General features: G+C 74.4%; 14 protein-coding genes. 9 read left to right on the forward strand and 5 right to left on the reverse strand.

The window, feature by feature from the left end; all coding sequences use genetic code 11:
- Window positions 1–26 precede the first annotated feature (26 nt).
- A complete protein-coding gene (locus ACWCPW_RS25300; protein WP_449763882.1) occupies window positions 27–833 on the forward strand; it encodes a YhjD/YihY/BrkB family envelope integrity protein in 807 nt (268 codons plus the stop codon).
- Here ACWCPW_RS25300 and ACWCPW_RS25305 read toward each other — a convergent pair.
- The 4 genes from ACWCPW_RS25305 to ACWCPW_RS25320 form a co-directional block, all read right to left on the reverse strand.
- Window positions 824–1642: an AraC family transcriptional regulator gene (locus ACWCPW_RS25305; RefSeq protein ID WP_449763883.1), complete on the reverse strand. Its 819-nt coding sequence runs from the start codon at window positions 1640–1642 to the stop codon at window positions 824–826. The genes ACWCPW_RS25300 and ACWCPW_RS25305 overlap by 10 nt on opposite strands.
- Window positions 1643–1688: 46 nt before the next feature.
- On the reverse strand, window positions 1689–2603 hold the full coding sequence (locus ACWCPW_RS25310; protein ID WP_449763884.1) for a carbohydrate ABC transporter permease: 915 nt from the start codon (window positions 2601–2603) through the stop codon (window positions 1689–1691).
- Complete coding sequence (locus tag ACWCPW_RS25315; protein ID WP_449763885.1) at window positions 2600–3514, reverse strand: carbohydrate ABC transporter permease; 915 nt, start codon at window positions 3512–3514, stop codon at window positions 2600–2602. The genes ACWCPW_RS25310 and ACWCPW_RS25315 overlap by 4 nt, the downstream gene beginning before the upstream one ends.
- 141 nt (window positions 3515–3655) lie before the next feature.
- Window positions 3656–5056, reverse strand: a complete 1401-nt coding sequence (locus tag ACWCPW_RS25320) for an ABC transporter substrate-binding protein (protein WP_449763886.1) — start codon at window positions 5054–5056, stop codon at window positions 3656–3658.
- A 414-nt stretch (window positions 5057–5470) separates the two neighbouring features.
- Between ACWCPW_RS25320 and ACWCPW_RS25325 the strand changes: the two genes are divergently transcribed.
- Window positions 5471–7192, forward strand: coding sequence for a beta-galactosidase (locus ACWCPW_RS25325; RefSeq protein WP_449763934.1), 1722 nt, complete (start codon window positions 5471–5473; stop codon window positions 7190–7192).
- Window positions 7193–7267: 75 nt separating this feature from the next.
- Here ACWCPW_RS25325 and ACWCPW_RS25330 read toward each other — a convergent pair whose 3' ends face one another.
- A complete protein-coding gene (locus ACWCPW_RS25330; protein WP_449763887.1) occupies window positions 7268–8155 on the reverse strand; it encodes a LysR family transcriptional regulator in 888 nt (295 codons plus the stop codon).
- Window positions 8156–8621: 466 nt separating this feature from the next.
- On the opposite strand from ACWCPW_RS25330, the gene ACWCPW_RS25335 reads away from it, so the two are divergent.
- Genes ACWCPW_RS25335 through ACWCPW_RS25365 form a run of 7 tightly spaced genes read left to right on the forward strand, consistent with a single transcriptional unit; the run spans window position 8622 to window position 25598 of the window.
- Window positions 8622–15839, forward strand: coding sequence for an SDR family oxidoreductase (locus ACWCPW_RS25335; protein WP_449763888.1), 7218 nt, complete (start codon window positions 8622–8624; stop codon window positions 15837–15839).
- Complete coding sequence (locus tag ACWCPW_RS25340; protein ID WP_449763889.1) at window positions 15836–20410, forward strand: beta-ketoacyl synthase N-terminal-like domain-containing protein; 4575 nt, start codon at window positions 15836–15838, stop codon at window positions 20408–20410. The genes ACWCPW_RS25335 and ACWCPW_RS25340 overlap by 4 nt, the downstream gene beginning before the upstream one ends.
- Complete coding sequence (locus ACWCPW_RS25345) at window positions 20407–20718, forward strand: acyl carrier protein (protein ID WP_449763890.1); 312 nt, start codon at window positions 20407–20409, stop codon at window positions 20716–20718. The genes ACWCPW_RS25340 and ACWCPW_RS25345 overlap by 4 nt, the downstream gene beginning before the upstream one ends.
- Window positions 20715–21560: an alpha/beta fold hydrolase gene (locus ACWCPW_RS25350; protein WP_449763891.1), complete on the forward strand. Its 846-nt coding sequence runs from the start codon at window positions 20715–20717 to the stop codon at window positions 21558–21560. Before ACWCPW_RS25345 ends, ACWCPW_RS25350 begins: the two co-directional genes overlap by 4 nt.
- Window positions 21557–22720 (forward strand): glycosyltransferase, encoded by a 1164-nt coding sequence (locus ACWCPW_RS25355; protein ID WP_449763892.1) that lies wholly within the window; start codon window positions 21557–21559, stop codon window positions 22718–22720. Before ACWCPW_RS25350 ends, ACWCPW_RS25355 begins: the two co-directional genes overlap by 4 nt.
- Window positions 22714–24603 (forward strand): methyltransferase domain-containing protein, encoded by a 1890-nt coding sequence (locus tag ACWCPW_RS25360; RefSeq protein WP_449763893.1) that lies wholly within the window; start codon window positions 22714–22716, stop codon window positions 24601–24603. Before ACWCPW_RS25355 ends, ACWCPW_RS25360 begins: the two co-directional genes overlap by 7 nt.
- The gene (locus ACWCPW_RS25365; RefSeq protein WP_449763894.1) at window positions 24600–25598 is read left to right on the forward strand and encodes a hypothetical protein; all 999 of its coding nucleotides are present in this window, start codon (window positions 24600–24602) and stop codon (window positions 25596–25598) included. The genes ACWCPW_RS25360 and ACWCPW_RS25365 overlap by 4 nt, the downstream gene beginning before the upstream one ends.
- The last annotated feature ends 36 nt before the right edge of the window (window positions 25599–25634 follow it).

Consider the following 25634-nt stretch of genomic DNA (forward strand, 5'->3'; position numbering starts at 1 on the left):
GGGGCCGGGTGAAGGACTTGCCGGTGATGGCCTTCGTGGGTCGGCTGACCACCAGGTTTCTGGTGGTCAACAGCATCGAGGCGGCCACCACGCTGGCCGCGAAGGTGTTCCTGGCCGGCGTCCCGGCGCTGTTCGTGTTCGCCGCGTTCGCGCCGGAAGCGGTGCGCGAGGAGTTGCGCGACTCGCTGCGCGCCGTGCTCGGCCTGCCGGCCGGCTCCCTGGACGAGGTCGCCCGGGTCCACGACGCGGGTGCGCACCTGCGCCAACAGACCGGTGCGGCCAGTGCGGTGTTCACCCTCCTGATGGCGGTCCAGGTGGCCCGGTCGTTGCAACGGTTGTGCCGGCGTGCGTGGTTCGTGCGCGCGACCGGCTTCAGTCTGCGGCTGATCCTGCGCTGGCTGCTGTGCATGTCGGTGTGGCTGGTCGCACTGCTGCTCCAGTCGCAGTTTCACGAGGGGTTCGGCGTCGGGCCCCGGCTTGGCGTGGTGCTGCTGTTCGTGGCCTCGATGCTGGTCTGGTGGTGGACCCAGTACCTGTTCCTGGAGGGCCGGATCGGCTGGCTGCCGTTGTTGCCCAGCGCGCTGTTGGCCGCGCTGGGCACGGTCGGCGTGCAATACGGCTCACATCTGGTGATGCCCAGGGCGGTGGCCCGCAGCGTGGCCGAGTTCGGTCCGTTCGGACTGATGCTGACCCTGATGTCATGGCTGGTCGTGGCCTGCGCGGTGGTGGTCTTCGCGATCACCATCGGCGCGTTTTTGGCCGAGGAGGAGCCGCTGCGCGGCCTGCTCGGGGCACCCGCGCCGCCGTCGACCATCGACCCCCCTCAATTCTGACCGGAGGTCTGTCCCGTGCGCCGGAACTCGGACGGCGACTGGTGCACCCGGCGGGAGAACAGCCGGGCGAAGTAGGCCGGATCGTCGTAGCCGACGTTGCGGGCCACCTCGTGGATGGACTGGTCGGTGGCCAGGAGCAGGCGTTTGGCCCGGGACAGCCGGGTGCGCACGATGTACTCCTTGGGGGTGGTGCCGGTCGCGCGCTGCATCTCGCTGCGCAGGCCCGCCTCGTCCAGGCCCAGTCGGCGGGCGTGTTCGCCGACGGTGAGCGGCTCGGTGGCGTGTTCGTCGAAGTAGCGGACCACCCGCGAGCCGTCCTCGTCGACCCGGATCGTCTTCAGGTCGATGATCAACTGGTGCACGATCGCCGAGGTGACCACCTCGCGGTTGGGCGCGCCCGGCTCCACCGCGGTCAGCAGGCGGTCGAAGCCCTGGCGCAGCGGCCGCACCCCGCCCAGCGACATCACCGGCTCGGTCCGGTCCAGGAAGCCCAGGTCCTCGTACGCCGCGGCGGTCGGTCCCTCGAACAGCACCCAGTGTTCGCGCCAACCGGTGGGGTCGGGGCTGTACGCGTGGTACTCGCCGGGGAAGAGCAGGAAGGCGGCGGGCGCCTGGACCGGGATCCGCGGCGCGTGTCGGTTGCCCGAGCGGAACCAGCCCGATCCGCCGGTGATCAGGGTGAGTTGGTAGCAGCCCAGCACCCGGCCCTCGAACTGCATCGCGGTGACCTGCTGCCACCCCACGCCCAGGCACACCAGGCCGAGCCGCTGGTGTTCCCGGGCGGGCGTGAGGTAGCGCGCGAAGATCATGGTGCGCCGATCGTACGGCGGCGCGCGGTGGGCGCGCGGCGGTTGTTCACGCCTTCACCCCGCCCGCGACCAGGTCGGTGCGCCAGAACCGCTGGAGCGACCAGAAGGCGGCGACCAGCGGGATCACCGACACCAGCGCGCCGACCACGACCAGGTTGGCGTGCGGCTGGTTGGGGTCGCTGTTCCACGCGTTCAGGCCCAGCGTGACCGGCCACAGGTGCTGGTCGTTGAGGGTGATCAGGGGCAGGAAGAAGTTGTTCCAGACCGCGACCAGTTGGAACAGGAAGATGGTCACCAGCGCGGGCGACATGATCCGCAGGCCGATGGTGCGAAAGATCCGGAACTCGCTCGCGCCGTCCAGGCGGGCCGCCTCGATCAACTCGTCCGGCACCGACGCCTCGGCGTAGGTCTTGGCCAGGAACACGCCGAACGGGCTCACCGCGGCGGGCAGCAGCACCGCCCAGACGGTGTCGACCAGGTGCACCTTGGAGAGCATCAGGTAGATAGGCAGCGCGAGCATCGGTGTGGGGATCAGCACCGCGCCCAGGATCACCGAGAAGATCGCGCCCCGCCCGCGGAATTGGTACTTGGCCAGCGCGTAGCCGGCCATCGCGGCCAGCAGGGTGGCCACCACGCCGCCGCCGACCGCGTACAGCACCGAGTTGAACACCCAGCGCAGGAAGATGCCGCCGTCCTCGGAGAAGAGTTGGCGCAGGTTGGCGCCCAGGTTCCAGTCGGCGAACCAGAAGCCGTTGCTGCCGAACAGGTCGCTGGAGGACTTGGTCGAGGAGACCAGCAGCCACCACACCGGCATCAGGAAGTAGGTCGCCACCAGGAACAGGAACGAGGTGGTCAGCACCTGCGAACGCATGGGCGTGGTACGGCCCTTGCCCAGCTCGGTCGCGGGTCGCGGGGTACGTTCGCGGACCGGGCTCGCGGGCGGGGTGGTCAGCGTCGTCACAGCGAGGACCTGCCGTTCGTGAGCCGGGCGGAGAGCTTGAGGACCGCGAAGGACAACACGCACGTGCCCAGGGCCAGCAGCACCGAGACGGCGGCGCCCTGGCCGTAGTCGTTGTTCTCGACGGCCTTGTGGTAGGCGGACATGATCGGTGTGTAGTCCGCGTCCACGGACGAGGTCAGCGGTCGCAACACGCGCGGTTCGGTGTAGAGCTGGAGCGTGCCGATCACCGAGAACACGGTGGTGAGCGCGATCGCCGGGGCCACCAGCGGAACCTTGATCCGCCACGCCGTGCGCCACGGCCCGCAGCCGTCCAACTCGGCCGCCTCGTACAGCTCTTGCGGGATCGCCTGGAGCGCGGAGTAGATGACCAGCATGTTGTAGCCGGTCCAGGTCCAGGTGACCACGTTCGCGATCGACCACAACACGGCGTCCTCGCCGAGGAAGTCGGAGGGCAGGCCGACCGCGTCGAGCACGCTCACCACCGGGCTGGAGCGCGGCATGTAGAGGAAGGCCCACAAGATGGTGGCGACCACGCCGGGGATCGCGTAGGGCAGGAAGTACGCGGTGCGGAAGAAGCCCTTGAGCCGGGCCGACTTCGCGTCCAGGAGCAGCGCGAGCACCAGCGCGAGGCCGAGCATCACCGGCACCTGGACCACGCCGAACAGCAGCACCCGGCCCACGCCGTGCCACAGCGCGTCGTCGCGCAGCGCCTTGGTGTAGTTCTCGAAGCCCGCGTACACCCGCTCGGGCGGGGTCAGGCCCAGGCCGGAGCGCCGCATCTTGTGCAGGCTCTCGACGATCGCGTAGCCGACGGGGACCGCGTACATCGCGGCGAACAGCACGCCGAAGGGCGCGAGGAAGATCAGGGGTGCGGACCGCCGGCGCTTGCGCCGCGGGATCGGTGCGCTCAAGGGCGGGCTCCCGGTGGATGGTGCGGTTGGCTGGAACCGGTGGATGGGGCCGACGGCGGCGTGCCCGCCGTCCGCGCGAGGTGACGCGGGACGGCGGGACACGGTGCGAACCGCCCGCGACGTCGGGGTGGTGACGGCGGGTCAGCCCGCGGCGGCCTTCAGGCCCTTGTCCTGGACGGCCTTGATCGTGGTGCCCTGGACGCCGGTCAGCGCGTCGGCGAGCCTGCCGTTGCCGGCGCCGGCCTTGCCGAGCCGGTCGGTCAGGTCGGCGGAGACCTGGGTCATCGTGGGGCCCCACTGCCAGCCGGCCGGGGTCTGGGCGGCGGACTCCTTGAAGATGTCGTAGATCTTCGTGTTGCCGAAGTACGCGGACGGCTGCCGCATCACGTCCAGGCTCGCGCCGGACGTGGCGGCCGGGTAGATGCCCGCGTCCTTGACCAGCGTGGTCAGGCTCGCGGTGTCGCTGCTCATCCAGTCCGCGAAGGCGACCGCGGCCTTGGTGTTCTTGCAGCCCTTGAGCACGGCCGTGCCCGAGCCGCCGATGTTGCCGGTGGTCCTGCCGTTCGCGTCCCACTGCGGCATCGGCGCGACCGCCCACTTGCCCGCCGCGTCCTTGGCGTTCTCCTCGAGCAGGGCGGTGAACCAGACCGGGGCGACGTAGCTGGCCACGCTGCCGTCGCCGAAACGCTTGTACCAGTCGGGGGTGAAGGTCGGGTCGGACGAGACCACCTTCTTGTCCAGCAACTGCTGCCAGTACTGGGTGACCTTCTGCGTGCCCGGCTCGGTCAGCGAGACCTTCCAGGTGTCGCCCTCGGGCTTGAACCAGGTTCCGCCGTTCTGCCAGGCCATGCCCGCGTACCACCACGGGTCGTTGCCGCCGAACGCCGAGTAGGCCACCGACGGGTCGGCCGCGTGCACCTTGTCCGCCTGCTGCGCGAACTCGTCCCAGGTCTTGGGCGGGGTCAGGCCGTTCTTGGCGAACACGTCGGTGCGGTAGAACATCGCGACCGGTCCGGTGTCCACCGGGATCCCGTACGTCTTGCCCGCGACGCTCATCTGCGACCAGGCGCCGGCCGAGTACTTCGACTTGGCCGCCGCCGCCTCCTTGTCCACGTCCTGGAGCGCGCCCTCGACCAGGAAGCTGGGCAGCGTCTCGTAGCCCATCTGCGCCAGGCACGGCGCGTTGTTCGCCTTCACCGCGGCGAGCATCTTGGCGTAGCCGCCCTTGGAGCCCGGCTCGACCTTGTTGTAGTTGACGTGGATGTCGGGGTGTGCGGCGTTGAACGCGGCCACGGCCTTGTCGTAGGCCGGGTTCCAGCCCCAGAAGTCGAGCTGGGCGGTGCCCTGGCCCCCGGCCTTGTCGCCCTGTGCCGCCTTGTCGGTCCGGTCGCCGGAGTCCGAGTCGGAGCCGCAGGCGGTGAGCACGGTCAGGGCCGCGATCGTGGCCGCGACGGCGGCGCGCCGGGTCGTCCTGCCGGCTCGACGCGAGGTGCGCGAAGCGGCGGGTGACGACGGGCGCGGAACGCGGGTGCTACCCCACATGAGGTGGCCGTCCCTTCGGGAAATGGGCAGGACTCGACGGAGCCCGGCGCGTGGTCGGAGGCAGTGGAGGCTGTCTTGGCCGCCGATCATGTGCCCTGCCCGACAAGGCGTCAACGGGTTGCCGCCACCCTCGTGCCTTAGTCGCAATGATCCTCAAGAAAAGTCCAAGTGCGTGGTCACCGAATGGCAAGGACAGTGAACCAGAGAGTATCCACCCTGGTGAGAGCCCCGACCGGACGGGTGGTGGGGTGCACAAAAGTCCACGACACCGTGAAGAAGAGTGCACATCCGAGCCGCGCGCCTCGTGCACGATGATCCGGTCCCACCGCACGGATCTGCCCGAGGAGTGTCTTGACCACCCCCAGCCTCGTCCCGAGTCGAGACGGCTTCACCCTCGACGGCAGGCCGTTTCGCATGCTCTCCGGCGCCTTGCACTACTTCCGCGTCCACCCGGAGCAGTGGGACGACCGGCTCGCCCGGCTGCGCGGCCTGGGCCTGAACACGGTCGAGACCTATCTCGCCTGGAACGTGCACGAACCCGCCCCGGGACGCTTCGACTTCACCGGCGGCAAGGACCTGGTCGCGTTCTTGCGCGCGGCCGAGCGGCACGGGCTCAAGGCGATCGTCCGGCCCGGCCCCTATATCTGCGCGGAGTGGGAGTTCGGCGGCCTGCCCGCGTGGCTGCTCAAGGATCCGGGAATGCGGCTGCGGTGCGCCCACCCGCCGTACCTGGCCGCGGTGGACCGCTATCTGGACGCGGTGATGCCGCTGCTGGAGCCGCTGCTCGCCGAGCACGGCGGGCCGGTGATCGCGCTCCAGGTGGAGAACGAGTACGGCAGCTACGGCAACGACGTCGCCTACCTGCGGCACCTGGTCGAGGGGCTGCGCCGGCGCGGTGCGAGCGGGCTGCTGTTCACCTCCGACGGGCCCACCGAACCGATGCTCCAGGGCGGGACCGTGGCCGGCGTGTTGCCCACGGTGAACTTCGGCTCGCGCGCGGACGAGGCGTTCGCGACGCTGCGCCGCTGGTCGCCGGACGGGCCGCCGGTGTGCATGGAGTTCTGGAACGGCTGGTTCGACCACTGGCGCGACCCGCACCACGTGCGGGACGCGGCGGACGCGGCGGGCGTGCTCGACGACATGCTCGCGGCCGGCGGGTCGGTGAACCTGTACATGGCGCACGGCGGCACCAACTTCGGGCTGATGAACGGCGCCAACGAGCACGAGGGCGTCTACCGGCCGACGGTGACCAGCTACGACTACGACGCGGCGATCGGCGAGGCGGGTGAACTCACCGAGAAGTACTGGGCCTTTCGCGAGGTGATCGCGCGGTACGCGCCGCTGCCGGTCGAGCCGCCGCCGCTGCCGCCCCGGATCAAGCTCGGCGAGGTCGCGCTGCCCTCGGCGGCGGCCCTGCTCGCGCACGTCGAGGACCTGTCCGCGCCCGTGTACTCGCCCGGCACGCTGACCATGGAGGAGCTCGACCAGGCGTACGGCTTCGTCCTGTACCGCACGTGGGTCAGCGGCCCGCGCGAGGCGGCGCCGCTGCACGTGGACGGGTTGGCCGACCGGGCGCAGGTGTTCCTGGACGGGGTGCCGATCGCGGTGCTCGACCGCGGCGAGGGCGGCTCGACCTCGTGTGAGTTGGCCATTCCCGCGGGCGGCGCGCGGTTGGACCTGCTGGTGGAGAACTGCGGGCGGATCAACTACGGGCCCGGCCTGCACGACCGCAAGGGCATCACCAAGGGCGTGCGGTTGGAGCGGCAGAACCTGTTCGGCTGGCAGATGTACCCGCTGCCGTTGGACGCGCCGGGCGGGCCGGTGTTGCCGGACGCCGCCGGGCCGATCCCGGCGGGCGTACCGGTGCTGCGCTCGGGCACCTTCGAGGTGGAGACGGTCGGGGACACCTTCGTCCGGCTGGACGGGTGGACCAAGGGGCTGGTCTGGATCAACGGCTTCCTGCTCGGTCGCTACTGGAGCGCCGGTCCGCAGCGCACGCTGTACGTTCCGGCACCGGTGCTGCGCGTGGGGGCGAACACGGTGACCGTGCTGGAGCTGCACGGCCCCGGCGGGGCGCAGGTGACCTTCACGGACGCGCCCGACCTCGGCGAACCTGCGGCGGCGCCGATCGAGTAGGCGGGCGCGGTCGCCCGCCGGGTGGACCCACCGTCGGCTCGCGCCGGCCCCGGTCCACCGATCGGGCGGCGGGTCTCAGTCCGCGTCCGGTTCGCTGTGGCCGGCTCGGCGCGCCAGGTCGACGAACAGTCGCGCCGAGCGGGTGCGGGCGTTCTCCTTGCAGACCAGCATGATGCCGCGGCGCAGCGGCGGGTCGAGCGAGCGGATCACGGCCGAGTCGCCGAACACGTCCTCGGCCACGTCCCGGTACCAGATCAGCGAGCCCTCGCCGTTGAGGACGCCGGCGACCCAGTTGACCCGGTCGTTGTGCTCGCAGGCGCTGATCGGCCGCACGCCCATCTCGGCGAACATCGCCTCGAATTGCGAGCGCCGCTCGCTGCCGCGCTCCGGGAGCACCATCGGGAGGCCGTCCAGCGCGCTCCACGGCACCGGGTCCGGCAGCCGCGTGTCCGGCGGCGAGACGAGCACCACCTCGGCGTCGGCCAGCCGATAGGTGCGCAGGTCGCCGGGCCCGGGCGCGTCGGCCACCCCGATCTCGGCGGTGCCCGCCCGTACCGCGGCCAGCACCGCGCCGCGCGCGTCGTGCCGGGTCACCTCGATCGGCGCCTCGGGGTGCTCCCCCGCGAACGCCGCGACCAGTCGGGCCACGCGGCCGATCGCGAGCGTGGACGTGGTGGCGACGGTCAGCGTCGGCTCGGACACCGGGCCGGCCACCCGGCCGATGTCCTCGATCGCGGTGACGGTGTCGAGCACGGTCCGGGCGAGCCGGACCACCCGAGAGCCCTCGGCGGTCAGTCCCACCGTCCGGCCCTCGCGCACGAACAGTTCGGCGCCCAACTCGTGTTCGAGTGCCTTGAGCGCCCGGGACAGCGCGGACTGGGCGACGTAGAGGGCTTCGGCGGCGGCGGTCATGGTGCCGAAGTTCGCGACGGCGACGAGGTAGCGCAGTTGCTGGAGGGTCACGCGCCGCACCATAACGGTCACACCACCCATACCGGCAGGGTGCGAAACCGGCCAATTCCCTTTCCTGGAACGGCCGTCGGGGCGGGTCCGGCGGATCTCCAGGGCATCGGTGTATGCCGAGCGGGCAAGGTTCGACTTTGCGGAGGCCGTGCTTCCGGGGTGGTCCGGCGGGCCTCGCCCCATGTCCCGCTTGGGCGAGCGGGGTCCCGGGCGCACTCACCGCGGGCAGTTCGGACACGTCGCGGCGGGGCGCCCGTCGTTGACTCCTCCTTGCCGGAAACCGACGATACGGCGCAGTGATTCGGCTGCGGCCGATTTTTTCGACTTCACCCGGGTTTCGGCTGCGGGACGTGTCCCGGCAACGGCGTGGACGCGTCGATTCGCCGTGCCCGGAATCGAGTTCGCGCGCTCTCTCCACCGCACCGTTCATCCTGCCGCACGGTTTTCCGAACGGAGGCACGCCCCCATGACGTCGCAGTCCCCGCGTCGCGATCAGGTTCTCGCAGTGAGCCCCTTTGGTCGTCCCAACGCCCGACTCGTGATCGCCGCGCACCGGGCCGGCGCGCTCGGGGTGCTCGACCTCGGTCGCGATCGCGACGCGGCGCTCGGCGAGTTGGCCGAGGCGTCGGCGGTCCCGTCCTTCGGGGTCCGGGTGCCGGTGGGCTGTCCGCTGGAACCGGGTGAACTACCCGCGCACGTGGACGTCGTGCTGCTGGCGCCCGACGCGCCGTGGGCGCCCGGGACCGTCGGGCCGGGGCGGCGGGTCCTGGTCGAGGTCACCTCGGCCGAACAGGCCCACGCGGCGGTCGCGGCCGGGGCCGAGGGGGTGATCGCGCGCGGCGCCGAGAGCGGTGGGCGGTGCGGCGAGCTGACCACGTTCGTGCTGCTCCAGCAGTTGCTCGCGGACGAGCGGGTGTCGGTCCCGGTGTGGGCGGCCGGTGGCATCGGCCCGCACACCGCCGCGGCGGCGGTCGCGGGCGGTGCCGCCGGGGTGCTGCTCGACACCCAACTGGCCCTGGTGGCCGAGAGTACGGTGCCCGCCGACGTCGCGGCGGCGGTGCGCGCGATGGACGGCAGCGAGACCGTGGTGATCCGGGGCCACCGGGTCTACCGGCGTCCGGACCTGCCGATCGCGCGGCTGGCCGGACAGGCGGGCGATCCGGCCGCCGTGTCGGGCGCGCGCGGGCTGCACCGGGAGTTGCTCCCGGTCGGCCAGGACGGCGCGTTGGCGGGCCGGCTGGCCGACCGCCACGGCACGGCCGGCCGGGTGCTGCACGCGGTGCGCGAGGCGATCGTGGACCACGTGGCCTCGGCCGCCCGGCGCGGTGTGGGGCCCAGGCCGGTGCAGGGGCCGATGACCCGGGTCAGCGATCGGGCGGCGTTCGCGCACTCGGTCGCCCGGGCGGGCGGGTTGCCCTTCCTGGCGCTGTCCCTGTTGCGCGGCCCGGAGGTGCGCGCGCTGCTCGCCGAGACCGCCGAGGCCCTGGGCGACCTGCCGTGGGGCGCGGGCCTGCTCGGCTTCGCCCCACCGGAGCTGCGCGAGGAACAACTCGCCGCGGTGCTCGCCGCCCGGCCGCCGTACGCGCTGATCGCGGGCGGGCGCCCGGGGCAGGCCGCGCCCCTGGAGGCCGCCGGGATCCGCACCTATCTGCATGTGCCCTCCCCCGGACTGGCGGCGCAGTTCCTGCGCGAGGGTGCCCGGCGGTTCGTCTTCGAGGGCACCGAGTGCGGCGGGCACGTCGGGCCGCGCGCGAGCTTCCCGCTGTGGGAGGCGCAACTGGACGAGTTGTTGTCGTACGCCGAACGGCACGGCGGCGCGGCCGGGTTCGATCTGCTCTTCGCGGGCGGGATCCACGACGCGCGTTCGGCCGCGATGGTCGCCGCGGCGGCGGCGCCGCTGGTCGAGTTGGGCGCCTCGGTCGGCGTGCTGATGGGCACCGCGTACCTGTTCACCCGCGAGGCGGTGGACGGCGGCGCGATCCTGCCCGGTTTCCAGGCCGCGGCGCTCGAATGCGCGTCGACCGCGCTGGTGCGGACCGCCCCCGGGCACGCGACCCGCTGCGCCGGCACGCCGTTCGTGACCGCGTTCGAGGACAGTCGACGCGAGTTGGAGGCGCGCGGCGTGCCGGCCCGGCAGGTCTGGGCCGAGTTGGAGCAGCTCAACCTGGGCCGCTTGCGGATCGCCAGCAAGGGTCTGCGGCGCGAGGCGGGCGAGTTGGTCGCGGTGGACGCGGACGCGCAGCGTCGGGACGGGATGTTCATGCTGGGCCAGGCCGCGGTGCTGCGATCGGCGCCGACCGACGTCGCCACGCTGCACCACGAGGTCACCACCGGCTCGGCCGCGTGGCTGGCCCGCCGGGTGCGCGAGTTGGGCGGGTCGCCGCGATCGGCCGCACCCCGGCCCCAGGACGTCGCGATCGTGGGCATGGCCTGTGTGCTCCCGGGTGCCCCGGACCTGGCGAGCTACTGGCGCAACATCCTGGCGGGCGTCGACGCGGTGACCGAGGTGCCGCGCGAACGCTGGGACGTGGAGCGCTACTTCGCGCCGAGCTCCGAACCGGGCGCGACCGCGCGCGGTTCGGTCAAGGGTGCCGGCCCCGGAGCGGTCCCGGCCGGGCGGACCCCGTCCAAGTGGGGTGGATTCGTGCCCGCGATCGGGTTCGACGCGACCGGGTACGGCATCCCGCCCGCCTCGCTGGCCTCGATCGAACCGGCCCAACTGCTCGCGCTGCACGTCGCGTCGGGGGCGCTGGCGGACGCCGGCTACGGGCCGGGGCGGACCTTCGCGCGTGAGCGCACATCGGTGATCTTCGGCGCCGAGGCGGGTACCGACCTGGCCGGCGCGTACGGCTTCCGCGCGCTGTTCCCGGGCTGGTTCGGCGAGTTGCCCGACGACCTGGATCGGCAACTGCCCTCCCCCACCGAGGACTCCTTCCCGGGTGTCCTGGCCAACGTGATCGCCGGTCGGATCGCCAATCGGCTCGACCTGGGCGGCGTCAACTACACCGTGGACGCCGCGTGCGCGGCCTCGTTGGCGGCGCTGGACCTGGCCTGCAAGGAGCTGAACACCGGGTCGAGCGACCTGGTGTTGTGCGGTGGCGTGGACACCCACAACGGGATCAACGACTTCCTGATGTTCTCCTCGGTGCGCGCCCTGTCGCCGTCCGGGCGGTGCGCGACCTTCGACGCCGACGCGGACGGGATCGCGCTGGGCGAGGGCGCGGTGTGCGTGCTGCTCAAGCGGCTCGCCGACGCGGAGCGCGACGGGGACCGGGTGTACGCGGTGGTCAAGGGCGTCGGCGGGTCCAGCGACGGCCGCTCGCTCGGGCTGACCGCGCCGCGCCCCGAGGGCCAGCGGCGGGCACTGGAACGCGCGTATCGGGCGGCCGGCGTCTCACCGGCCGAGGTCGGCCTGGTCGAGGCGCACGGTACCGGCACCGTGGTCGGCGACCGTGCCGAACTGGACACGCTCACCGAGGTGTTCGCCGCGCACGGCGCGGCCCCGGGGGCCTGCGCGGTGGGCTCGGTGAAGTCCCAGATCGGCCACACGAAGTGCGCGGCCGGTCTGGCCGGACTGGCCAAGGCCGCGCTGGCGGTGCACTTCGGGGTCCGCCCGCCGACCCTGCACCTGCGCCGACCGCCACACCCGAGCCCGTTCGTGTTCGACGACCGAGCCCGCCCATGGAACACGCCGATCGGCGAACGCGTCGCGGGTGTCAGCGCGTTCGGCTTCGGTGGAACCAACTTCCACGCGGTGCTCGCCGGTTCGCCGCGATCCGGCGAGGCCGGGGCGGGCGGTGCGGACGCCGCGTGGCCGGCCGAGCTGTTCTGCTTCCGGGGCCCGGATCTCGCGGCGGCGCACGCCGCGCTCGACCGGCTGGCGGTTCGGCTGGACGCGGCGGAGGAAGTGCCGCTGCGCGGGCTGGCGGCACTCGCCGACGACGACGCGGGGGTCCGTGTCGGGGTCGGCGCCGGGGTGGGGATCGGCGGCGCGTCCGGAATCGACGTGGACGCCGGGACCGGGCCCGGAACCGGGGCGGACGTCGGATCCGATGGCCCGGACCCGGTGTGGATCGCCTTCGTCGCGACCGATCACGCCGATCTGCGGGTCAAGCTCACCCTGGCCCGGGCGGGTGCGGTCGATCCCGGTGGCGAGATCTTCCACCGGACGGTGATCGAGAACAGCGGCGGCGGCGTCGAGGCCGGAGTGGGGGCCGGGGCCGGGGTCGACGCCGATCCGGCCGGGCGGGTGGCGTTCCTGTATCCCGGGCAGGGCAGCCAGCGGCCCGGGATGCTCGCCGATCTGTTCGCCCGTTTCCCCGAACTGTGCGACGGCCTGCGGGACACCTCGCCGGAGTGTGTGGGGGCGATGTTCCCACCCGCCGCGTTCGACGCCGCCACGCGCGCCGAACAGGTCGCCCGGATCACCGACACCCGGCACGCGCAGCCCGCGCTCGGGGTGGCGGCGGTCGCGCTGACCCGGCTGCTCGACCGGTTCGGGGTGTGGCCGGACCAGGTGGCCGGCCACAGCTACGGCGAGGTGGCCGCGCTGTGGTCGGCGGGCGTGTTGTCCACGCGCGATCTGGGCCGGCTCGGCGAGATTCGGGCGGCGGCCGTGCTGGCCGCCGCGGGCCCCGAGCCCGGCGCGATGGCGGCGGTGTCGGCGGGCGCGGATGACGTGGCCGAGGTGCTGTCCGGCATCGACGGCGTCGTGCTCGCCAATCGCAATACGCCGACCCAGACCGTCGTGTCCGGCTCCGAGCGGGCCCTGAAGGCGGCGCTCGCCGCGCTGGACGGCGCCGGGCTGTCCGCGCGTCGCCTGCCCGTGGCGTGCGCGTTCCACAGTCCCGTGGTCGCGGCGGCGGCCGACACCCTCACGGCCGCCGTCGCGGACCTGGACGTGCGCCCGCCCGGGATCCCGGTGTGGTCCAACAGCACCGCGGCGCGCTACCCGGACACGCCCGCCGGGGTACGTGCGCTGATCGCCCGTCAGGTGGCCGAGCCGGTGCGGTTCGCCGAGCAGATCGAGGCGATGTACGCCGCGGGTGCGCGGATCTTCGTCGAGGTCGGGCCGGGTCGGGCGCTGACCGGCATGGTGCGGGCGATCCTCGGCGATCGGCCGCACACCGCCGTGCCCTGCGACGTGCCCGGCGAGGACGGCCTGCGCCGACTGCTCACCGCGCTCGCCGAACTCGCGGTGGCCGGCGTGCCGGTCCGGGTCGCGGGCGGCCTCGCGGGCCGGATCCGGCCGATCGACGTCGAACCGGGTGCCCGCCCGGCCTGGACCGTGGACGGCCACCTGGTGCGCACCGCCGACGGCCGCCCGGTGCCCGGTGGACTGCGCCCGGCGACCCCGGTGGCCGCGCTGCCCCTCGCACCGGCGGCCGGCGGCCCGGCCGCGCCGACCGGCTCCGCGCGGGACGCGGTGCTGCTCGAATACCTGGCCGGCGCCCGGGCCTCGGTCGCCGCGCAACGCGAGGTGCTGCTCGGCTACCTGGGCGTTCCGGGCGGCGTGCCGCAGGCGCCGTCGCCGGCTCCCGCGTCGTGGCCGGCTCCCGCGCGGGTGCCGTCGGACCTCCCGGAGGCGACTCCCGGGGAGGCGGCTCCCGGCGAAGCGGCTCTCGGGGGATCGGCTCCCGGGGGATCGGCTCCCGGGGGATCGGCTCTCGGGGGATCGGCCCTCGCGACCGAGGCGCCGGCCGGACCGCTCACGCGCGAGCACGTGCTGGCCGTGGTGCTGGACATCGTGGGCACCCGCACCGGCTACCCGAAGGACATGCTCGACCCGACGCTGGACCTGGAGGCGGACCTGTCCGTCGACTCGATCAAGCGCACCGAGATCATCGGCGAACTGGCCCTGCGGCTGCGCTTGCCGGCCGCGGCCGGCGCGGTCGACGAGGCCGTGGTCGAGCGGCTGGCCAAGGTCAAGACGATCGACGCGATCGTGTCCGGCGTGCTGGAGGCGGGCACCGAGCCGGGCGGATCCACCGCACCGGGCCAGGGCCCGGCGGCGCGGCCCGCCGAGTTCGCCGCACCCGCCGCACCCGCCGCACCCGCCGCGCCGTCCCGCGAGGATTCCTCGCCGCCGCCGATCGGCGACCGCCCCACCCGGCACCTGGTCGAGTGCGTGCCGATCGAGGATCCGCCGCCCGGCGCATCGGCGGACCCACCGACCGGCGAGGCGCTGCGCGGTCGCCGGGTGGTGCTGGTCGAGGACGGCGGCGGGATCGCGTGGGCGCTGGCCGACCTGCTGGAGGCACACGGCGCCGTGGTCGAGGTCCGCGCCCGGGATCGGGCCGAACCGGCCGGCGAACACCCGGATCCGGCGCGGTCGCACGTCCCGTGGTCGGACGTCGACACGCTGGTCCACCTGGCCGCGCTCGGCGACGGCCCGGACCCGGTCCTCCCGGACGCCTTCCCGCTGCTGCGGGCCGCGCTGGTGGGCGGCGTACGGCAGGTGTTCCTCGGCACCGCCGGCGGCGGCGACTTCGGCCGCTCGTCGGAGCCCGCCGCCGGCCCCGACCCGGTGCCGGGCGCGGGCCTGGCCGGGTTCGCCCGCTCCGCCGCGCTCGAATACCCGGACCGCGTGGTGCGCGTCCTGGACGTGGATCCCAAGGAGGAACCCGCGCGGCCCGCCCACCGTCTGCTGATCGAACTGGCCCGCACGACGAACCGGCCCGAGCCCGGGGCACCGGTCCTGCTCGGTCTGGCCGACGGCCGCCGGACGACGCTGCGCACCCGGCCGGCGTCGCTGCCGGAGATCTCCGCCGCCGATCGGGACGCGCTGCTGCGCGAGCGGCTCGGTCCGGACTCGGTGCTGCTGCTGACCGGCGGCGCCCGGGGGATCACCGCCCGGGCGGCGCTGGGCCTGGCCCGGGCCACCGGTTGTCACATCGAGCTGCTCGGTCGGACCGGCGACGGCGGCGAACCGGAGCCCGCCGCGCTCGCCGCCGCGACCGACGCGCCGGCGCTGCGGGCCGCGCTGATCGCGTCCGGGGTGCGTGAGCCGGCCCGGATCGAGGCCGAGCTGACCCGAGTGCTGAACCGCCGCGGGGTCCGCGCGACGCTGGCCGAGCTGGCCGAACACGCGGCCTCGGTACGGCTGCACGTCGCGGATGTCACCGACGCCGACGCGGTCCGCCGGGTCCTGGCCGAGATCGCCGAGCGGCACGGTCGGCTGGACGGGATCGTGCACGGCGCGGGCGTGCTGGCCGACCGGCTCCTGGTGGACAAGACGCCGGAGTCCTTCCGAGCCGTGTTCGACACGAAGGTGACCGGCGCGCGCACCCTGGTCGCGGCCCTGCGCGCGCTGCGGCCGACCCTGGCGCCACCGGCGTTCCTGGCCATGTTCGGCAGTGTCGCGGGCGTGTACGGCAATCGGGGTCAGAGCGACTACGCCGCCGCGAACGACGCGCTGGCGACCCTGGCGCGGCACTGGTCGGCGGGCTCGGGTGACACGCTCGCCCCGGTGGCGGAGCGGGTGGTGACCATCGACTGGGGTCCGTGGGCGGCCGAGGGCGGCGGCATGGTGACGCCGGAGTTGGCCCGCGAGTACGCCCGGCGCGGCGTCCCGCTGATCGATCCCGGGCACGGTGTGCACGCGCTGCTCGCCGAGTTGGCGCTGGGCACGGACCGGCAGGCCGTGTACGCGTGCGTCCCGGCGGCCGGCCCGGTGTCCGGGTGAGCGCCCGCACCGGCGGACCCGGGCCCGGGCCGGACGACGCGGCGATCGTCGGGATCGGCGCGATCTTCCCCGGAGCGGCCGACCCGGCCGGCTTCTGGCGGCTGATCGAGTCCGGTGTCGACGCGATCACCGACGTGCCGCCGAACCGCTGGGACCCGGCCCTCTACTACGCGCCGGGCACGGCCGGCGAGCCCGCCCGCAGCGATCGCTTCTACTGCCGACGCGGCGGATTCGTGGACGATCTGGCCACGTTCGATCCGGTGCGCTTCGGCATCATGCCCGCGGTGGTCGCCGGTGCCGAACCGGACCAACTGCTCGCGCTGCGCGCCGGCGCCGAGGCGATCGCGGACGCGGGCGGCGAGGCGCGGCTGCCGGACCGCTCCCGGATCGGCGTGGTCTTCGGCCGCGGCGGCTACATGGGCGTGGCCACCGCCCGGCTCGACCAGCGGGTCCGCACCGCCCACCAACTGGTCTCGCTGTTGGGCGAGTTGGCCCCGGAGCTGGATCAGGCCCGACTGACCCTGATTCGTGAGGCGTTCCGGGACGCGATCGGCCCGGAGCGGCCGGACGCGTCGATCGGCCTGGTGCCCAGCTTCACCGCGTCCCGGATCGCCAACCGGCTGGATCTGGGCGGGCCCGCGTACACGTTGGACGCGGCCTGCGCGACCTCGCTGCTCGCGCTGGACCAGGCCGCGGCCGAGTTGCGCTCCGGGCGCTGTGACGCGGTGCTCGCGGGCGCCGTGCACCACTGCCACATCGCCACGCTGTGGAGTGTGTTCACGCAGTTGCGCGCGCTCAGCGCGAGTGAGCGGATCCGGCCGTTCGACCGGGCGGCGGACGGCACGCTGATCTCCGAGGGCACCGGTGCGGTACTGCTCAAGCGCTTCGCCGACGCCGAACGCGACGGCGACCGGGTGTACGCCGTGGTGCGCGGCGTGGGCGTCTCCAGCGACGGCCGCGCGGCGAGCCTGATGAGTCCGCTGGTCGAGGGGCAGGTACGGGCGCTGGAGCAGGCCTGGCGGGTGGCCGGGCTCGATCCCACGACACCGGGCCTGCTCGGCCTGGTCGAGGCGCACGGCACCGGTACCCCGGTCGGCGACGAGGCCGAACTGACCACGCTGGGCAAGGTCTTCGGGCCACGTGCGGGCGACGGCCCGGCCGATGTCGCGCTGGGCACGGTCAAGTCCAACATCGGCCACGCGATGCAGGCCTCCGGGATGGCCGGTCTGATCAAGGCCGCGCTCGCGCTGCATCACCGGACCCTGCCGCCGACGTTGCACGTCGAGGATCCGCATCCGGCCTTCGCCGGCACCCGGATGCGGCCTCAACGGCAGGCCCTGGAGTGGCCGGTCAACCCGCACGGAAGCCGCCTGGTGGCGGTCGACGCGTTCGGCTTCGGCGGCGTCAACGCGCACGCCGTGCTGGAACAGCCGCCCGCGGGCCGGGCGGTCGCGCTGCCCACCGGACCGGGCCGCTCTGCCGTGACCGACGTCCTGACCCTGGCCGCCGACTCGGTGTCCGAGCTGGCCCGTCTGCTGGCCGAGGTCACCGCCGGACGGCCCGCCCCGACCGGACGGCCCGGACCGTGCCGAATCGCGGTCGCCGACCCGACCCCCAAGCGCCTCGCGCTGGCCGCCCGCGTCCTCGATCGCGGCGTGCCGTGGCGCGGCCGGGCCGAGATCTGGTTCACCCCGCGCCCGCTGCTGGGCCCGTACGCGCGCACGCCGGGTCGGGTCGCGTTCCTGTTCCCCGGTCTGGAACCCGAGACCTCGCCGCGCCTGGACGATCTGGCCGACGCGTGCGGCCTGCCCCGGCCTGAGCTGACCGGCGCCGAGGATCTGGTCGGGCGGGCCGTGGACGCGCTGACCGCCGGTCGATTCCTGGCCGCCGAGTTGGAACGGGCGGGCCTGGTTCCGGATCTGCTGGCCGGGCACAGCATGGGCGAGTGGACCGCGATGGTCGCGGCCGGGATGTACCCGCGCGCGGCGGTGGACGGCTTCCTCGGCTCGCTGCGCCCGGACTCGCTGGCCGTGCCGGACCTGGTCTACGCGGCGGTGGGCTGCGGGGCGGACGACGCACGGCGGCGGGTCGGCGCCGGTCCGGTGGTCGTCTCGCACGACAACTGCCCGAACCAGAGCGTGTTGTGCGGTCCGCCCGACGCGGTCGCCGAGGTGTTGGCCGAGTTGCGCGGCGCCGGCGTCGTGGGCGGCGAACTGCCGTTCCGCTCGGGCTTCCACACGCCGATGTGGGCGCCCTACCTCGGACAGGTGACCGCCGCGTTCGAGCGACTCCCGCTGCGCGTGCCGCGCGTGCCGGTGTGGTCGGCGACCGCCGTCGGTCCCTACCCTCGGGACGCCGCCGCGGTCCGCGAATTGACCGTCCGTCACCTCCTCGAACCGGTCCGGTTCCGGGAGTCGGTCGAGGCCCTGTACGCGGACGGGGTACGGGTGTTCGTCCAGCCGGGCGCGGGCAGCCTGGTCGGGTTCGTGCACGACACGCTGCGCGGGCGCGACGCGCTGGCCGTCGCGGCGCACTCGACGCTGCGGCCGGGCCTGGCGGGATTCCGGCGGGCGGCGGCGGCACTGTGGGTGGAGGGTGCGGCGATCGACCCGGCCGCCCCGACCGGCCCGGCGCCGGCACCGCCTCCCGCGGCCGCCCCGACGCCCACCGGCCCGGTCGTCCGGCTCGATCTCGGGTCGCCGCTGGTCGCGCTGGGCTCGGCCGCCGGGCCGCTGCGGTTCGCGGGTGGGCATCGCCCCGCTTCGGCGGCCGGCGGGCATCCCGTCCTGGCGGCCTTCCACGCGGCGCTGGCCGAGGCCGACCGCTCGCTGACCGAGGTCGCCGACCTGGCCCTACCCCCCTCGGCGGCCTCCCCGCCGGCGCCGACCGGGGCTTGGGAGCACCGCGCGTACCGGTTCTCCCTGGCCGAGCACCCCTACGTCCGCGACCACTGCGTCTACGAGCAGCCCGAGTGGTGGCCGGACGCGGCGGACCGGTTCCCGGTGCTGCCGATGACCACGCTGATCCGGCTCGCGGGCGAACAGGCCCACGCGGCGGCCGGACCCGGGCGGGTGGTCGCCGGGTATCGGGACGTCCGGTCCCTGCGCTGGTTGCCGGTCGCCCCGGCCACCGACACCGAACTGATCCGCACACCCCTGGCCGGGGACCGGGTCCGGATCGAGTTCGGCCGGTACATGTCCACCGAGGTGCTGCTCGCCGACGAGCACACCGCCCGGCCGGCGCCGGCGCCCGACCGCACCCCGCTCACCGGCGAGGGCCCCGCGCCGGTGCGCGCCGAGGATCTGTATCAAGATCGCTGGATGTTCCACGGCCCCGGTTTCGCCGGGGTCGAGCAGGTGTTGACCGTCGCCGACGACGGCATCCGGGGCGTCCTGCGCGCGCTGCCCGCACCCGGCGCGCTGCTCGATGCCGCCGGCCAACTCCTGGGCCACTGGATGCAGTTGCGACTGAGCACCGATCGCCTGGTGTTCCCGATGTCGGTGGCCGCGATCGACGGGTACGGGCCGCCCGCCGAGCCGGGCGCGCGGTTGCTGGCCACCGCGCGGATCCGGGAGATCGGGCCGACCACGGTGCGCGGCGACGTCGAACTGGTCGACCCGGCCACCGGCGCGGTCCGGATCCGGGTACGCGACTGGATCTACCGCCGATTCGCCGCCGACGAGCGGGTGTGGCCGATGAAGTTCACCCCGCACACCACCGGGATCGCCGAACCACAACCCGAGGGCTGGTGTCTGCTGCGCACCCGCTGGCCCGATCCCGCGGCGCAGGAACTGGTCACCCGCCGCTACCTGGACACCGCCGAGCGGGCCGAGTTCGCCGCCAAGCCGCCCAGGGAGCGCCGGGGTTGGCTGCTCGGCCGGGTCGCGGCCAAGGACGCGGTGCGCCAGTGGTTGTGGGCGGCGGGGCACGGTCCGCTGTATCCGGCGCAGGTCCGGATCACCGCTGCCGGCAGCGACCGTCCGCTCGTGCGCGTGGTCGTGGCGCCGGACACCCGCGAACCGGTTTCGCCGTACCTCTCGTTCGCACACAGCCATCGGCTGGGTGTGGCCGTCGCGGGCGCGGGAGCGACCGGGATCGCCATCGAACTCCTCGACCCGGCACCCGAGTCCGCGGCGCCCGATGCCGCAGCGCCCGATGCCGCAGCGCCCGATCCCGCCGCACCGTGGCGCACGCCGTCGACCGAGGACGAACGCCGACTGCTGGACGCGCTCGTGCACGACCGGCCCGAGCAGCGCCGGTTGTGGACGCTGCGCTTTCGGTGCGCGAAGGACGCGGTCGATCGGGCGGACGGCACCGGACCGGCGGGCCGACCGGCGGATCGGCCGACGGGTCGGGTGGTGACCTCGGCCCGGCCCGTGGGCACCACCGACGCCGAGCTGTCGGTGGCCTCGCGCGCACCCGGCGCGGCCGAACACCTCGTGCACACCCGGGACGTCGAGGATCCGGCGCCCGACGGCACGCGGATCGACCGCTACGTGGTCGCGTGGACGGGCACGCGGCCGAAGGAACCCGACGCATTCCCCACCACCTCACATGGGAGCAGCCGATGAGCGCGGACCCGCACGCCGACCGGATCCTGGCCGAGGTCGCCGAGATGCTCGCCGAGATCGTCGGCGAGGAGCTGCTGATCGCCGCCGAGATCACCCCCGAGAGCGGCTTCGACGACGATCTGGCCCTGGAGAGCATCGAGTTCGTCGCCCTCGCCGGGCGGCTCCAGGAGCGCTACGGGGACCGGGTCGACTTCATCGCCTTCCTCGCCGACCTGGAGATCGAGGAGATCATGGCGATGACCGTGGGTCGGCTCGTCGAGTACATCGCGGAGCACACCCGCGCCGAGGCCGTCGGCGGTGCCCGGTGAGCGAGGTGTACGCGAACGGCCTGCGGTTTCACGTGCAACGGCTCCGGGCCCCCGCCGATCGACCGGCGCCGCGCACTCCGGTGGTCTTCCTGCACGGCCTGGTCCTGGACAACCTCTCCAGCTTCTACTACACGCTCGCCGCGCCGATCGCCCGCGCCGGGTTCGAGGTGCTGCTCTACGACCAGCGCGGACACGGCCGCACCGAGCGGCCCAGGACCGGCTACGACCCGGACACCGCGGTCGCCGACCTGGCCGCGCTGCTCAAGGCGTGCGACCTGGAGGCCCCGGTCCACCTGGTCGGCAACAGCTTCGGCGGCCTGCTCGCGCTGCACGCCGCGCGCACCCGGCCGGACCTGGTCGCGAGTCTGGTGCTGCTGGAGGGGCAGTGCCTGGACATCCCGGCCGGCGCCGAGCCGTACGCGGGCGGCTGGGTCGAGGAGTTGGCCAACACGCTCAACCTGGCCGCCCTGGGCCTGGAGTCGCATCGCGGCCCGGAGCGGCCGCCGGCCGGGCCCGCCCGCAAGGTGGCCCGCCTTCGGGCCGGTGCCGACGCGCTGTTGAACGGCACCACGCTGATCGAGGACGTCACCCTGCTCCGCGCGCCGACGCCGAGCGAACTGGCCGACCTGGCCTGCCCGGTCCTGGCGCTGTACGGCGAACTCTCCGAACTGCTGGCCCCCGCCGAACAGTTGGCTGCCCTGTTGCCCGACTGCACGCTCACCGTGCTGCCCGGCGTCGGGCACACCGTGCTGCGCGAGGCGACCGCGCCCGTGCTGAGCGCGCTGCTCGACTGGCTGCCCCGGCCCGAGCCGGCCACGCCGCGGCCCGAGGTCGGCCGATGAGATTCATGTTCGTGGTCCCGCCGTTCACCGGGCACGTGAACCCCACCGTCGCGGTCGCCGCCGCGCTCGTCGGGCGCGGCCACGACGCGGTGTGGTGCGGACCGCCGGAGATCCTGGACCTGCTCCCGGTGGGCGCCCGGCTGTTCGCCACCGGCGAGGCCCCGGACCAGACCGGCGGCTACGCCCGACTGCACACGAACTGGCAGCGGTTGCGCGGGGTGGCCGCGCTGCGCTTCCTGGTCGAGGAGACGCTGGTGCCGCTCGCGCACGCGATGTTGCCCGGGGTCACCGCGGCCGTGACGGCATACCGCCCGGATGTCGTGGTGGCCGACCAGCAGACCTTCGCGGGCGCCTTCGCCGCCGTCCGAGCCGGCGTGCCATGGGCCACGTCCGCCACCACGTCGGCCGAGTTCACCCGACCGCTGCTGGGCTTCCCCAAGGTCGCCGACTGGGTTCGCACGCGCATCGCCGGCGCCGCGATCGCGGCCGGTGTGCCGGCGGACTGCGATCCGCGCTTCTCCGCGCGCCTGGTGCTGGTCTTCTCCACGCCGGAACTGGTCGGCCTGACCGAGCCGGCCCCGGCGCATCACTGCTACGTGGGGCCCGCGTTCGGACCCAGACCGGCGGCGGTGGACTTTCCGTGGGACCGGCTCGACTCGGGCCGACACCGGGTGCTGGTCTCGCTGGGCACGCTCAACCGCGAGGCGGGCGCCCGGTTCTACCCGGCCGTGGTCACGGCCACCCGACCGCTCGCCGATCGGCTCCAGGTGATCCTGGCCGCCCCCGAGCGGCTGGCCGGCGAACCGGCCGAGCACGTTCTGATCCGCGAGTTCGTACCCCAGCTCGACCTGCTCCCGCACCTGGACGCGGTGGTCACACACGGCGGTCACAACACCGTGTGCGAGGCGCTCGCGTTCGGCCTGCCGCTGGTGCTCGCGCCGATCCGGGACGACCAGCCGATCGTGGCCCGCCAGGTGGTGGCCGCCGGCGCCGGGGTCCGGGTGCGCTTCGGCCGCGCACACGTCCCGGAGATCCGCGCCGCCGTCACCGACGTGCTGGATCGGGCCGACCTGCGCGCGGGGGCCCACCGGGTACGCGCCTCGTTCGCCGCCGCAGGCGGTGCCGACGCCGCCGCCGACCGTCTGGAGAAGCTGTGCTGAGCCCTGTCGCCGGACCGTTCCCGTGGCTCGCCCTGCTGATCGGCCTCGGCCTGGCCGGCGGCACCCGCACCCTGCGCCGCCGACTGCGCGCGCTGCCCGTACTGCCCGTCGGGCCCCCACCACCCGCGCTGCCCGCCGATCGGCCCGTCGGCGCGTGGACGTGTGTGACCGCGCTCGGGGTACACCCGGACGAATCCACCGTGCGCGCCGCCGTCGGGCACGCCGAGCACACCGGACTACTGCTGCTCGATCTGGTCCCCGGCGACCTGCCCGCCGACGAACTGCTAACCCTGCTGGGCCGATTGGACCCGGACCGGGTGCGCCGCGACCCGCTCGCCCGCGGCCGCGGCGCGGGCCACGCGCTCGTGGTGCGCGACGACGTGTTGCGCCGGGCCGCCGTCCCGGCCGCCGACCTGGTCGACCTCGACCAGCCCGGCCTGATCGAACTCACCGCCAGGCTGCGCCCGTTCGCCGCGCTGGAGACCGGCCACGCGGTCGCCCCCGAACTGACGGCGACGCCGCCGGATCCGGCCCTGCGCAAGCGCCGGCTGCGGGCCGAGGGGGTGCCGGTGTGGCCCAACCTGATCGGCCGACTGGGCGAGGCCGCCGCCTACACCGGCGCGTGCGTGACCACCCCGTTCTGGGGCGCGCTGGTCTTCCTGGTCATGTGGGCGCAGCCGTACGCGGTGGTCGCCGGCCTCTCGCCGGTGCGCCCGCGCGACCTGGGTCGGGCCACCGCGCTGCGGCCGTTCCTGGCCGGATGGCGCTGGGTGCGCGCGGTCCTGGGGCCGCGCCCGGACCGGGCCCACACGCCCGCGATGGATCCCGCCGCGCTGCGTCCGGAGTACGCGCGCGGCGTCGCGCACGGCCTGGGCGCGTTCTTCGAGGAGCGCCGCGAGACGTGCCCGTGGTGCGGCTCGGACCGGATCGGGGTGCACCGCCGGATCGGCGACCATCTCCAGGGCAAGCCCGGCCGGTTCACGCTGGAGCGCTGCCGGGACTGCGCGCACGTGTTCCAGAACCCCCGGTTGTCCCTCGCCGGTCTGGAGTACTACTACCGCGACTTCTACGACGGCCTCGGCGGCCCGGGCGCCGAGGCGCTGTTCGGCACCATGTCGCGCACCTACCGGGCCCGCGCCGAGTTGTTGCGCCGACACCTGCCGGCGGACACCGCCCCGCGCGCGTGGCTGGACGTGGGCACCGGACACGCGCACATGTGCGTGGTCGGCCGAAGCGTGTTGCCGGACACCGCCTTCGACGGGCTCGACCTCGGCGACGGGGTCGCGGCGGCCGAACGGCGCGGCTGGATCCGGACCGGTCATCGCGGCCAGTTCCCCGACCTGGCCGACGATCTGGCCGGCGGCTACGACGTGGTCAGCATGCACCACTACCTGGAGCACACCCGCGATCCGTTCGCCGAACTGGACGCCGCCGCGAAGGTCCTGGTGCCGGGCGGTCGGCTGCTGATCGAACTGCCCGACCCGCGGTGCTGGTACGGCCGGCTGCTGCGCGGCCTGTGGTTGCCGCTGTTCCAGCCCCAACACCAGCACCTGATGCCCCGGCGCAACCTCGAAGACGCCCTCAACGCACGCGGGTTCACCGTGCTCGCACACGAAACCGGCCGGGCGCACCAGGGCAACGACTTCACCGGCGCGGTGTCCCAGGCGCTCACCGCGCTCGGGCCGAATCCGACGATGCCCTGGATCGCGGCCGGGCCGACCCCGTGGCGCCGGGCCCGTCGGGCGGCTCTGGTCGTGCTCTCGGTGCCGTGCTTCGTGGTGGCCGTACTGCTGGACGCGGTCGGTTTCCTGCTCGCGCGGGCCGCCGGCGACCACGGGGCCAGTAACGCCTACCGTCTCCTCGCCCGAAAGGACCCGGGATGACCCGCCCACGACCGCGCCCGCTCCCCCGCACGAGCCCGCGGACCGGTCCCGGGACCGACTCGCGGACCGGCACACCGGCCGCCGCCGGGACCGGCCCGACGCCGATCCGGCCCGACGCCGCGGCACTGCCCGCCGAGCGCGGCGCCGCACCCGTGCTGCGCCTGGTGCCGTTCGTGTTCGCGGAGGCGTTCGGCCGACCTCCGGCCGGTGTCTGGTCCGCGCCGTACGTGCTGCGCCTGTCCGGCTCGCGGTCCGGGCCGGGCGCGGCCGTGCCGCTGTCCTGGCGGGTCGTGATCGCCGCCGCGCCGCGCGCCGACGGGGTGGTCCGGGTCGGTTCGATCAACCGGCCACAGGAGTCGGCCGAGATCGACCCGGCGGTCGGCGTCGGCCCGCTCCCCGCCTGGGCCCGCCCGGTGTTCGCGGGCACCACCGGCGCGGGTGGGCTGGACCTGCTCGTGCACACCGACCTGCCGGACAACACCGGCCTGTCCGCCTCGATCCCGCTGACCTGCGTGGCGGCGCTGGCCGAGACGGCGTTCCACCACCCGGCCGCCGGCATCGGTCGGCGGGCCCGGATCCGGCTCGCCGACCCCCCGCTGGGCGCGGTCGCGCTGCTCGGCCGGCCGGGCCACATCACGCTGATCGAGGACGACGCGGGCGCGGTGGAGCACGTGCCGTTCGACCCCGAGCGGCTCGGCCTGCGGTTCGTGCTGACGGTGCCCCGGTGGGCGGACGGCCCGGCCGACGACGCGTCGGCGGCCGGGGCGGCCCCGGACCGAACCGCCGCCGCGTCCCCGGCCTGCCGGGCCGCACTGGCCTCGGGCGCGATCGAGGCCCACCCGCTGGGTGCGGGCGGGCCCTCGATCGCGGTGGTGCCGGGCGCCGCGCTCGCGGCCGTGCGCCGGGCCCTCGTGGACACCTACACGCGCGCCGGCGAACCGGCTCCGCGCGTCCTCAGCGCCTCGGTCGGGTCCCCGTGCACTCGGGTCGCGTAGGGCGTGTCCTCAATCCCCCGTCGGGCGAACGAAGAC

It is taken from the genome of Embleya sp. NPDC001921, assembly GCF_053594475.1.

Bases quoted from the DNA above. Each gene is read 5' to 3' on its own strand.
- ACWCPW_RS25300 (WP_449763882.1), top strand. From the start codon at position 27: ATGGCCTTCGTGGGTCGGCTGACCACCAGGTTTCTGGTGGTCAACAGC.
- ACWCPW_RS25305 (WP_449763883.1), bottom strand. From the start codon at position 1,642: ATGATCTTCGCGCGCTACCTCACGCCCGCCCGGGAACACCAGCGGCTC.
- ACWCPW_RS25320 (WP_449763886.1), bottom strand. From the start codon at position 5,056: ATGTGGGGTAGCACCCGCGTTCCGCGCCCGTCGTCACCCGCCGCTTCG.
- ACWCPW_RS25325 (WP_449763934.1), top strand. From the start codon at position 5,471: ATGCTCTCCGGCGCCTTGCACTACTTCCGCGTCCACCCGGAGCAGTGG.
- ACWCPW_RS25335 (WP_449763888.1), top strand. From the start codon at position 8,622: ATGACGTCGCAGTCCCCGCGTCGCGATCAGGTTCTCGCAGTGAGCCCC.
- ACWCPW_RS25345 (WP_449763890.1), top strand. From the start codon at position 20,407: ATGAGCGCGGACCCGCACGCCGACCGGATCCTGGCCGAGGTCGCCGAG.
- ACWCPW_RS25355 (WP_449763892.1), top strand. From the start codon at position 21,557: ATGAGATTCATGTTCGTGGTCCCGCCGTTCACCGGGCACGTGAACCCC.
- ACWCPW_RS25365 (WP_449763894.1), top strand. From the start codon at position 24,600: ATGACCCGCCCACGACCGCGCCCGCTCCCCCGCACGAGCCCGCGGACC.